Raw genomic sequence first — 11482 nt, forward strand, 5'->3', positions numbered from 1 at the left:
CCCTCATTTCACCACGGTAATCAATTTGACCAATATGACAGTAAACAGTGCGGTATAGATGAACGCAAATGCGACTAGGAAAGAGACAGCGCAAAGTACAAATAACGTCTTCCCGATATCATCGAGTATTCCTGTTATGTCTTCATTCGCAAACGGCTCAATAAGTGCAGCTGTCCACCTGTATAAAAAACCGGTCAACAACGTCTTTAGCGTCGGTAAAAGAGCTACCGACCAGATCGTGACGATGAGCCAGGCACCGATGAAAACGCTTGCACCCGATGAATATCGTCCGATTGCCCCTAAACTGTCCGTCATGAATGAGCCCACGAGTGGTATATTTTGACTGATCAACTTTTTGATCGGTTCACTTGTCACACCAGTCAACGCCCATGAAATCGTGCCGCCCGCAGTGATGAATATGGAGTAAGCAGCGACCAGGGCTGAAACTAGGCCGATCAGGGAGCCCCTGAGTAAATCTGCCATTCTCGTAAATGGAATTGCTGGATGAAACCTTGAAACTATGTCAAACAGCAATGCTGCAGACAACATAGGAATGAGGATCTTGTCCGATAGGATGACTGCACCGTTTGCGAACAACAGCATGGCGGGCTGAAAGTTCAGCATACTGAAGGAGCCTCCGGAAGCAATGATACTCGCAGTCAATAACGGATAAATGGATATGAACATCGTTGCGACGGTCTGTGTGATGGATCGAATCATTTGCAGATGTTCATACGCAGGGTACAGGACTACAGTAAGTACGATGAAAAACAGGAAGGTTCTCGTCCACCTGGCAAATGAAGGAAAAAGAAAATCGAGTACCAAGGCCATGAAAGTTGAAATGATGACGATAATGAAACTGGAGAGGACTGTTCCGATAACGGATTCTAGCATAGGCATCATGGATTCTTCATCCGATCATTTAATGATAAATTTGGAGAGCGTATTAAGCAGCATGGATAACTGCGGAAGCCATAGCGATAGTATTGCGATTTTAATGGCCAAAGTAGCAATCTCTGCAATCGACTCATACCCCGCTTCGGCCACATGCTTCACAATCATCTCCGAAAAATAAAACAAAAAGACGCTTCCTATCAAAAGCTTTGCGTAGGACCCTGGCAACGGTTCGAATAGGTCCATAAAGGTTTTTCCGAAAGGTATGATGATTGTAATACCGACATACGACAGAAAAAAGAAGAAAATTGCTGCGTAAATTATTGGCTGCAAGCTCTTGGAAGCGAATGACACGATAAGGAGAAGGAGGTAGATGACGACCAGTTGGAAAAGCGTAACCATTAGAATGCCAATGAGAGCCATTGAAAGAACTCGGCAATTTCCGTAAAGAAAATCCTAAGGAAACGGAGCATTTCGGCGGCAATATAAATGTAGGCTACAAAGAAGAGGAAAAAAGAAAACTCCTTCTTACCGGTCTGTTCAAAGAAGACATGTAAAAAGCCGATAACCAATCCAATTCCGGCAATACGCAATAAATCATTCAATTCCAATTCGGGTTCCCCCTTCATGAACAACTTATGAGAGGGCGGGGAGAAATATGATGGAGTTATGTAGAGAAATATGGATTTACGCTTCGGGAGGACGCTTTCCGCTACAATCCATGCCGAAAAATAAAAATACCCCAACCCTGTTAAGAGTTGGAGTAAAACACTTTAACTTTATTATGCTCTAGATACGTATTCGCCTTCTTCAGTGTTAATGATCAGTTTATCGCCGACGTTTACGAAGAATGGAACTTGGACGATTAGACCTGTTTCCAAGGTAGCCGGCTTCGAACCGCCGCTTGCCGTATCGCCTTTGATGCCTGGTTCAGTTTCTGCCACTTCAAGTGTGACTGTTACCGGAAGCTCAACGCCGAGGATTTCATCCTTGAACATGATGATATGAACTTCCATGTTTTCTCTCAAGTAGTTCAATTCTTCTTTTATTTGCGCAGAAGGCAATTCGATCTGCTCGTACGATTCATTGTCCATGAAGACATGGTCATCGCCATTGGCATACAAGTACTGCATACGACGATTGTCAATTTGCGCCTTTTCAACTTTCTCGCCTGCACGGAATGTCTTTTCATTCACATTTCCTGTGCGCAGATTACGCAGTTTTGAACGGACGAATGCCGCACCTTTTCCTGGCTTTACGTGTTGGAAATCGATAATGCGCCAAATGTCCCCTTCAAATTCGATTGTCAGACCTGTTTTAAATTCGTTTACAGAAATCATGCTTTTTCCTCCATTTTGTTCGTTATAGGATGATCAATTCTTTAGGTGAATGTGTCAAACGGATATTGCCGTCTTCAGTGATAATAATATCATCCTCAATACGGACACCGCCGATTCCAGGCAGATAAATGCCCGGTTCGACAGTGACAGTCATGTTCGGTACAAGTACAGTTTCCGAACGGAAAGATAATGCCGGACCTTCATGCACTTCCAAACCGATGCCATGGCCTGTCGAGTGTCCGAAGGCATCTCCATATCCCTTCGACTTGATGTAATCACGTGCGATTGCATCCGCTTCTATTCCAGTCATACCCGCTTTGATCTTTTCCAAAGCCAATACTTGTGCTGCAAGGGTCACTTCATAGATTTCCTTCAATTTTTCTGAGGGCTCCCCTACTGCGACAGTACGTGTGATGTCTGAAATATAGCCGTTATATAGCGCGCCAAAATCCAATGTAACCAGCTCGCCGGATTGAATCACTTTGTCTGAAGCGACACCGTGCGGCAATGCACCCCGCTCCCCTGACGCTACAATCGTATCGAATGAAGATGAAGCTGCACCTTGTTTTCTCATGAACATTTCAAGTTCGTTCGACACTTCCAACTCAGTAATTCCCGGTTTGATGAACGTGCAAATATGAGCAAATGCATCATCCGCAATTTTCGCGGCTTGTTGAAGAATCTCAATTTCATCAGCATTTTTTACCATACGAAGCTTTTCTACAATTCCGGATACTGCTTTCAGTTCGGCATCCACTTTGTCATTATATAATTCGTACGTGCCAAAAGAAACATTATCTTTTTCAAAGCCTAATGTTTTGATTTTCATTTCTTTTGCTTGGTTGGAAACTTCCTCAATAATCGTTTTTTCATGCTTGACGATGCGGAAGCCTTTCACTTGTTCGGCTGCCTGTTCTGTATACCTGAAATCGGTGATGAACACTGCATCATCAGCTGAAATGATAGCAACCCCCGCACTGCCTGTAAATCCAGTCATATAACGTCTGTTATATGGATTCGTCACCAATAATGCATCTAAACCGTTTTCTTTCAACGCTTCCCTCAATTTTGCCAGTTTCATAGCTTTACCCCTTTTCTTCGGAGAAGGAAAGCATGGAGTGCAAGCTCATATCCGCTTGTGCCGAAGCCGGACAGCTGTCCTATGCAAACTGGTGCGAGCATTGATGTTTGTCTGAATGGTTCCCGACTATGTATATTCGAAATATGAACTTCGATAACTGGTACATCGACAGAAGCGATCGCATCCCTTAATGCAACGCTCGTATGTGTATAGGCTCCGGGATTGAAGATGATTCCGTCACACCCGGCCTCTTCGGCCTCTTGGATTTTATCAATCAAAGCGCCTTCCGCATTCGATTGATAAAAAGAAATATCCACAAGTTGCTCTTTAGCGATGGATTTCATGTTGTTTTCCACATCCTCCAACGTTTCAGCACCATAGATTCCGGGTTCTCTTTTGCCAAGCCGATTCAAATTCGGTCCATTCAGTACAAGCAGTCTCACAGCTACACCATTCCCCTCACCATTTTCTTCCCCATTTTATCATATCGTTCCAATGGCGCAACCTATTTATGGTTGTCGTTCGAAAGTTTTCTTCATATAGACAGCGGTTCCCGTAATGAACCTGCTGACGATTGCAATAAGGGAGATGAAGGGAATTGACAGTTTCTTAACTCCCTCTGTGAACGTTAGTGGAGAATAGATGATCCATTCAATCGCAACAGCCGCAACAATACTGACGGCGATGGCCGTTATTGCCGGAGGGATATTTGCCGTAGCTCTTGACAGGCCATAGAACAGACCGAAAGCAATTACTAGAATGATGAATAGCAACGCCCACTTCCATCCTTCATTTGATGATCCAAATAATAGCCATTTGCCACCCCATCCAACAGGTGACCATTTTATGAAATTGAAAAAATGCAGGAATTTCAATGCTCCCATTGTGAATAATGCCGCGATGATTGTCGTCCATATCATTGTTTTATTGAACATATCGACTCCTCCTTATGACGAGTGTCGGGAAAAAGCCTTTTTTTTAAACCTTAATGGTGGAGTCAATACCCTTTTTTTTGTACAATAGTAGGATAAGTTATTTGATATAATGTTTGTAGAGTAGAACATTTTTTTAACACATGTTTTTCATTTGATAAGAGAAGGTGTTGGGAACCCATGACTAAAAAACAACAACCGCCAGCATACGGTGGGCAGGCACTCATCGAAGGTGTAATGTTCGGCAGCAGAAACCATACAGTGACAGCTATCCGCCGCAAGGATGATTCCCTCGATTATTTCTATGTTCCAAAAGAACAGAAGCCATTCGCAGCGAAATTGAAAAAGATACCTTTTGTGCGCGGGATTGTCGCTTTGATTGAATCCGCAGGTATTGGATCTAGACATTTGACGTTTGCGAATGAGCGTTATGATGTCATGCCAGGTGAGGAAGTTGAGGAGAACGGAGAAGAGGCCTCCAAGCTTACGATGGTAATTGGCGTCGCAGCGGTAGGCGTGCTCTCATTTTTATTCGGCAAGTTCGCGTTTACACTAGTACCGGTCTTTTTAGCGCAAATGCTTGAATTCATGGCGCCAGGGAAAACGGCACAAATCTTGTTGGAGAGCTTTTTCAAACTTACACTATTGTTATTGTACATTTCCCTCATTTCCATGACACCGTTAATTAAACGAGTTTTCAAGTATCATGGTGCTGAGCACAAAGTGATTAATGCTTATGAAAACGGTCTTCCGCTTACCGTTGAAAATGTCCAAGCGCAATCAAGGCTCCATTATCGATGTGGAAGCAGCTTCTTATTGTTTACGGTAATTGTAGGCATGTTCATTTATTTCTTCGTTCCCGCTGATCCGTTATGGTTTAGGGTTGTCAATCGTATTCTGTTGATTCCTGTTGTGATTGGCATTTCTTTTGAAGTATTGCAGTTTACGAACCGCCTTCGTAATATTCCTGTATTGAAGTATTTAGGATATCCAGGATTATGGTTGCAGTTGTTGACGACGAAGGAGCCTGAGGATAAGCAGGTGGAGGTTGCAATCGCCTCATTTAATAAGTTGCTTGAAATTGAAGAGCAAGGAATTGAGAATATCGATATTTTGAAGTCGACCGACACAAAAATGCAAGATTCGACAGTTCCTGCAAATTAACGAAAAGGAAGTGCTCCGAAGTTGGGGCACTTTCTTTTTATATAGTCCCGATAAAAGATCTTCACCGATACAGGGGCAGTTGATTTCCGTTTCAGGCGGTCGCTTTCCACTGCAATCAACTGAGTTCCTACTAATACTGTGGTTTCAATTTTTCTTTCGGTTTATAGTAGTATTTTTTTAAGGATTGATAAATTTTTCTCCAGAAATGAAGCGTTCTTTTCACTTCCACGGCGTTTACACCAGCCAATACTATTAAAAGCATCTGTAAATTGATAAAAAGGCAACACGACCTCCAATTCAATTAGTGGTCTTACGGTATTATAGCCTTCTTGATAAGACTGATACAATTTAACATCGAAGCTTAAAAAATCACGATACAGTTTGGTGAAATCGATTTCTGTTGAGCCAAATCGTACACTTTCAAAGTCGATCACGCCAGACACCTTATTTTCATCAATAATTATATTCGCTGGACGAAAATCCATATGTATAAAGCTCGGTCCATCTGCAGGAGGAAGTTGTCTTTTCATACTTTCAAAATTCTCAATGGCCTGTCTGTATAAACTTTCATCTAAAACTTCCTTTACATCCTCAGCAAAACTATAAAATTGCCGTTCCACAATATTAGACCAGACCGAAAATTCGTCTTGTATGCTAATTAACTGTATACTCGGAGGCGGCTGAATTTGATGCATAGAGGCATGAAGGACCCCAACCTGAAAAGCAACTGTGGGTAAAGCCTTATTTGTTAGCGGTTGTCCTTTTAATTCAGATAATAAGAACGCACCAGGACACTCCTCATCACCAGACCAATAATCCAATATTTCAGGAATGGAAACTCGATCTTTTAAGATTTCATAGGCTTCCAACTCTCGCTGACACTTCAATTTTGTGTAAGGTATTTTCAAAAAGATAGTTTCCCCATTTAGCAATTTACAATTATAAACTGTTGAACTATGGGAATCTTCAACTTCATTAATTGATAATACATTCAATTTGAATCGCTGAATGACTCGATTTAACATCCAACCACTCCTTATTCTTTAAAGTGTCATGCCGCTAAATAGCCTAGTTATTGTGCAGTGCCTATTCAATAACTGCGTCCTATTGCTGAAGGCTTTAAAGTTCTTTAAATTTATATTGCACCTGAACAATCACGTATTTTCCAGTCCACATTTGAGTAGTCACAACTAATCTTTCTCCATCTTTTTCAAAGAACAGACCAGCACCGTCTTTCTCTTTAAATTCCCATCCTTTTGAACGAATCATCTGTTTAATAGTATCATCCGCTATCGATATGCCTTCATTTTCAGTTCTTGTGATATACCAAACGGAATCAGTGTCTGTTGCGAGCTCTACTATCTTCTCATCGGAGTTTTTTAGTTTTTCAATTGCTTCTTTCGCTGATAGATGATGTATCGGTAAAGAAGGATAGTGTGATTTATTCACAAAAATAAACACCGCCACAGCCACTACTACTATGCCCAATACAATTCCAACCTGTTTCATACATTACCCCCTCCGTAGTAAATTAAATTTAATATTTAATTGGTCCTTCTTAAACATTCTGGTCCTGAACAAGAATGAAGTAACTATTTTATTTATCATACCAAGTATTCCAAACAATCACTCTAAAAACTTAGAGGAAATAGAAAAAACAGGTAAGGAAAATCATTTGTTTTCCTTACCTGTTTTATGTTGCTAACTAATTGGACAGTTCGTTTTTATATTATAAACCACATTTCAACTGTGCATTACAGTTTGTGCATGTGTTGCAGCCGCCCATTTCTTCAACGGTTCCTTGTCTACATACAGGGCATGTATCGCCGACTTCAGAGCCAATTGTAACGTTTGTTGAACGCAAGTCCTGAATCGTATTAACGAGTACGACTTTTCGTTGTTCAACGACTTCTTCTACATAATCGGAGTCCATTTCGTTTTCTTCGGCTTTCAGCGTAAGTACTTGGGAGTCACGGCTGCCGTCGACATAAACTGTTCCGCCTTTAGCTCCGCCTTTATAGAGTCGCTCGTAGACGCTTTCCACCTGTTCGACCGTATAGCCGCGTGGAGCGTTAACTGTTTTGGAAATTGAGCTGTCAATCCAGCGCTGGATGATGCACTGAACGTCTGCATGCGCTTCCGGTGCCAGGCTCATGGATGAAATGAACCATTCAGGAAGGTTGTCCGGATCAGCTTCCGGGTTACGTTGTAAATATTCTTCAACGATGCCCGCTTTGACCTCGATGAATTTACCGAGACGTCCGCTACGGTAATACGTGAAGGAGAAATATGGTTCAAGGCCTGTAGAAACTCCTACCATTGTTCCAGTACTCACTTTTGTTACTCTCCATTTCAAGGAGGGTGGGATTATTAGTACCCACTCCATATGTCGCCATATGGGTCAGACTATATCATCAACCAAATGTAAGATTTACTTAGATTCGGTTGTTAGGCGTTTAGTCGTTGAGGGGTCAGCCATGACTTCCCTGCGGATTGTCTGCACCTTTTGATTTTTACCTTAACGTACTGGCGTAGTACAGGTACAAAAGGATACTCAGAGTTTCCCGCATATAGCCCAATTTGCACGTTGCAATTGCTTGCAACGGGGGCAATTCATTTACCCGTCGGAGCAACAGTTAGTAGATGTGAGTTCCTGATACCGTGTTCGAGAATTGCTTCACGGATATCTTCCGGCATTTTTTTCATGAATCCTGTGTTAATGAAAGCCTCACGTAGCGCCTTCGTTTCATCTTCCGTCTTACCTATAAGGAACGGGAAGCTCCCTTTCTCTTTCGCAAGCTCGATTGATTCACGGTATGCGGTTGTAGCAATAGTTTCAAACACTTTGTCTACAAGTTCATTTCCTTCATCTGAGCCATACTCTTTTTCACAATAGATCAGTAGGTCGGCAAGACCCATGACTCCAAGTCCTACACGGCGTTCGCCGAGGGCTTGTACTTTATTTTCTTCAAGGAAATATGGTGTCGCATCGATGACGTTATCCTGCATACGGACACCGACACGGACGGTTTCTTTCATTTTATCGTAGTTCACTGTTTTCGTTTCTTTATCAGCGAATTCAGCAAGGTTAACAGCAGCTAAATTACAGACACTGTATGGTGCAAGAGGTTGTTCACCACATGGGTTTGTAGCTACGACTTGCTGGCCGTATGCTTTTGCATTCGTTTCGTTATTCGCATTGTCGATAAAGAAAATGCCTGGCTCTGCGGAGTACGTTGCACAAATGTTAATGAGATCCCAAAGTGCACGTGCTTTGATTGTCCGGTATACACGGACTTCATACCCAAGACGCTCCCATTCACGGACATCTCCGACCTTATGCCACTCCTCATTATAAGCCGCCATCTCTTCAGCAGAGTATTTTTCGACTGCCGGGAAACGGAGTTCATAATTAGCATCCTGCTCAACAGCTTTCATGAAATCATCTGTCAATGTGACTGAAATATTAGCGCCTGTCAGGAACTCCGGATTGTGTACGGAATAAGTTCCGCCATCACGTAATTTCGTTTCAGCGTCTTTCAAGATTGCTTCGTTGAAACCGCCCATTCCAGGGATTGTGCGATAGTTGAGAATCCCTTGGTACATCGCTTCCTCTTGAGCGGTAAGCGGTTTGAATTTCAGTTTTTCATTCGCGAGCTTCTTGATCAGTTCGTCTTCTGTATGTTCTAGAAGATAGCGGAGAATCCTTGGATTCTGCATTTTCGAAATGATGAACTCGCAAATGTCAGGGTGCCAATCTGCCAGCATAATCATCTGAGCTCCGCGTCGCGACCCACCTTGTTCGACAAGATGTGTCAATTTCGCAATATCATCGAGCCATGATACTGAACCGGATGATTTTCCGTTGACGCCGCGTGCTAATGTATTACGTGGTCGTAGTGTGGAACCGTTCGTTCCAACACCGCCGCCACGGCTCATAATCTCCATTACCTGTTTACGGTGATCGGAAATGCCTTCACGGGAATCCGCCACGAACGGCATGACGTAACAATTGAAGAATGTCACTTCAGTATCAGATCCAGCACCGTATAATACACGGCCCGCCGGAATGAAGTTCAATTTGGAGAGTTGTCCATAGAACGAATCGAACGACTCCTTGCGCCGCTCTTCCGTCTTTTCAACAGATGCGAGCCCTGTCGCATTCCGTTTGGCAATCTGCTCGTAGAATACTTCAAGCGGCTTTTCAATGACTTCAATTGGTCTCGTTATAATGCCTGTTTCCTGATTTTCGGGATTGTCGATTGCAGTGCGGTATTCCTTTTCAATCCAAATATCCGCTTTTCCATTCTTCTCATCAAGCGCTGTGATGAACCCAAGCCCCCTCGCTGGAAACTTCGGATCTTCCTTAACAGTCAATACGACGAAATCGCCGACCTTCAGTGTTTTCTTTTCTGTATCCTTGAAAGAATAACGATCGATCATGACAAGACGGGACACACCGCTGTGTTCAATTTTCATGTCTTCTGTAATTGGATGCACTTGCGGGAATTCGGCAATATCCGCATTCAACCGCGCTTTATCCAGAATTGGTTCCTGATGCTTTGAAACAATTACCATTAACGCATCCTCCCTCTGGTTTATTTTTGTCAACACAACATGTTGTGTTGATTATATTCCCTAATCTACTACATATTGAAACCTGCCGCAATGATAAGATTTGAGACCGAAATATTCGCAGTTGATATTACGCACTTTTCGACAAAAAATAATTCGAAAGTGCCAGTCTCATTTTTTAAACGTCCAGTCTTTATTCGCATATTTTCTTTTTTCAACCTCTTCGACATAAAGAAGTTGCTCTGCAGTAAGTTCCATCGGTTTAAGGACGATATCTAAAGCTTTTTCAAACCCTGTTGCAAAAGCTCCAACACATTCCTCCACGGAGATTTCGCGATTAGTCAATCGATCGATGGCAACCGCTTTTTCCGGCAGGCTTTCGAGCATCCGCTTCCGACTTTCTTCAGACGGGAACTTGAATAAGGATACAAGCTTGTCCTCGTCCAAACCTAATAGGATCGCTCCATGCTGTAATATTACACCTTTCTGCCGGGTTTGGGCGCTTCCCGCGACTTTCTTCCCTTCGACGACAAGCTCATACCAGCTTGGAGCATCGAAACAAACAGCGCTTTTCGGCTTTTTAAGGTTATTGCTTTGCTCCTTTGAAGCCGGCAATGAAAATTCGGCATGCAGTCCAAGGTTCCGGAAGCCTTCTAAAAGACCGCCAGAAATGACACGATACGCCTCTGTGACGGTCTCCGGCATTCCAGGATAATCTTCAGTTACGATTACGCTATATGTAAGTTCATGCTCGTGCAGGACGCCTCTTCCGCCGGTTGGGCGACGTACGAATCCGAGTCCGTGTTTCTCAACCGCTTCCAAATCAATCTCCCTTTCGACGCTTTGAAAGTATCCGATTGAAAGTGTTGCCGGGTCCCACTCATAAAAACGCAGTACGGGCCCGATTTCTCCTATGCTATGCCACTCCAACAACGCTTCGTCCAGCGCCATATTGTATGATGGCGAACATTTTCCTGAATTGATAAAATGCCAAACCGCCTTACCCAAATCATCTACCCCCTTACCTGCAATGCATATCATTTTATCATTCCCATTGAACAAGTGCTACTCATTCTTTATAATGGAAGTATAGAAAGAAAGGGGAAAATCGGTTGTGGATTATATTATTCTTGGGGCGGTAGTGCTCGCCATCATTTTGTATTTTGTCATTACAATGTTCCGTGTCAAAAAGGCTGTTACAAACCTAACACAGGAGCAATTCATTGAAGGATACCGAAAAGCACAATTGATTGATGTACGTGAACCAAAAGAATATGAAGCGGGTCATATTTTAGGCGCTCGTAACATTCCATATTCACAATTCCGTCAGCGTTTTAAAGAAATCCGTCCGGACAAGCCGGTCTATCTTTATGATCAAAACGGCGGTAAAAGCTCACGAGCTGCGATGTATTTGAAGAAACGGGACTACACCCAGCTGTACCAGCTGCAAGGCGGATTCCGCACTTGGACTGGCAAAGTGAAAAGTAAATAATCAT

General features: G+C 42.9%; 12 protein-coding genes and 2 pseudogenes. 2 read left to right on the plus strand and 12 right to left on the minus strand.

From position 1 onward, the window contains the following. Positions 1-3: 3 nt before the first annotated feature. From OC538_RS03630 to OC538_RS03660, 7 genes are all read right to left on the minus strand, one after another. Positions 4-903: a stage III sporulation protein AE gene (locus OC538_RS03630; RefSeq protein ID WP_262173320.1), complete on the minus strand. Its 900-nt coding sequence runs from the start codon at positions 901-903 to the stop codon at positions 4-6. Between the two features lie 15 nt (positions 904-918). After that, the gene (locus OC538_RS03635; RefSeq protein WP_262173322.1) at positions 919-1317 is read right to left on the minus strand and encodes a SpoIIIAC/SpoIIIAD family protein; all 399 of its coding nucleotides are present in this window, start codon (positions 1315-1317) and stop codon (positions 919-921) included. Next, entirely contained in the window at positions 1296-1505 is a 210-nt protein-coding gene (locus OC538_RS03640) for a SpoIIIAC/SpoIIIAD family protein (protein ID WP_251694429.1), read from the minus strand. Before OC538_RS03640 ends, OC538_RS03635 begins: the two co-directional genes overlap by 22 nt. A 171-nt stretch (positions 1506-1676) precedes the next feature. Beyond that, on the minus strand, positions 1677-2234 hold the full coding sequence (efp, locus tag OC538_RS03645) for an elongation factor P (RefSeq protein ID WP_251700304.1): 558 nt from the start codon (positions 2232-2234) through the stop codon (positions 1677-1679). 22 nt (positions 2235-2256) lie between these two features. Further along, the gene (locus OC538_RS03650; protein ID WP_262173324.1) at positions 2257-3315 is read right to left on the minus strand and encodes a M24 family metallopeptidase; all 1059 of its coding nucleotides are present in this window, start codon (positions 3313-3315) and stop codon (positions 2257-2259) included. Beyond that, positions 3312-3758 (minus strand): type II 3-dehydroquinate dehydratase, encoded by a 447-nt coding sequence (gene aroQ, locus OC538_RS03655; protein ID WP_262173325.1) that lies wholly within the window; start codon positions 3756-3758, stop codon positions 3312-3314. The genes OC538_RS03650 and aroQ overlap by 4 nt, the downstream gene beginning before the upstream one ends. A 66-nt stretch (positions 3759-3824) precedes the next feature. After that, positions 3825-4250 (minus strand): hypothetical protein, encoded by a 426-nt coding sequence (locus OC538_RS03660; protein WP_262173327.1) that lies wholly within the window; start codon positions 4248-4250, stop codon positions 3825-3827. Positions 4251-4427: 177 nt separating this feature from the next. On the opposite strand from OC538_RS03660, the gene OC538_RS03665 reads away from it, so the two are divergent. Further along, the gene (locus OC538_RS03665) at positions 4428-5411 is read left to right on the plus strand and encodes a DUF1385 domain-containing protein (RefSeq protein WP_251694424.1); all 984 of its coding nucleotides are present in this window, start codon (positions 4428-4430) and stop codon (positions 5409-5411) included. A gap of 161 nt (positions 5412-5572) precedes the next feature. Here OC538_RS03665 and OC538_RS03670 read toward each other — a convergent pair whose 3' ends face one another. From OC538_RS03670 to OC538_RS03690, 5 genes and pseudogenes are all read right to left on the minus strand, one after another. Further along, entirely contained in the window at positions 5573-6436 is an 864-nt protein-coding gene (locus OC538_RS03670; RefSeq protein WP_262173328.1) for an aminoglycoside phosphotransferase family protein, read from the minus strand. Positions 6437-6530: 94 nt separating this feature from the next. After that, positions 6531-6920 (minus strand): hypothetical protein, encoded by a 390-nt coding sequence (locus OC538_RS03675; protein ID WP_262173330.1) that lies wholly within the window; start codon positions 6918-6920, stop codon positions 6531-6533. 220 nt (positions 6921-7140) lie between these two features. Then, positions 7141-7743 (minus strand): annotated as a pseudogene (locus OC538_RS03680) (ribonucleotide-diphosphate reductase subunit alpha); the annotation flags it as partial. A 287-nt stretch (positions 7744-8030) separates the two neighbouring features. Further along, positions 8031-9989: pseudogene (locus tag OC538_RS03685) on the minus strand (vitamin B12-dependent ribonucleotide reductase); the annotation flags it as partial. A 168-nt stretch (positions 9990-10157) separates the two neighbouring features. Beyond that, positions 10158-11027: a biotin/lipoate A/B protein ligase family protein gene (locus OC538_RS03690; RefSeq protein ID WP_316044272.1), complete on the minus strand. Its 870-nt coding sequence runs from the start codon at positions 11025-11027 to the stop codon at positions 10158-10160. 133 nt (positions 11028-11160) lie between these two features. Here OC538_RS03690 and OC538_RS03695 point away from each other — a divergent pair, with 133 nt between their 5' ends. Next, complete coding sequence (locus OC538_RS03695; RefSeq protein ID WP_285847111.1) at positions 11161-11478, plus strand: rhodanese-like domain-containing protein; 318 nt, start codon at positions 11161-11163, stop codon at positions 11476-11478. Positions 11479-11482: the final 4 nt, after the last annotated feature.

Origin of the sequence: Saccharococcus sp. Marseille-Q5394, from assembly GCF_946901335.1 — a bacterium.
Lineage (GTDB): Bacteria > Bacillota > Bacilli > Bacillales_A > Planococcaceae > Sporosarcina > Sporosarcina luteola_C.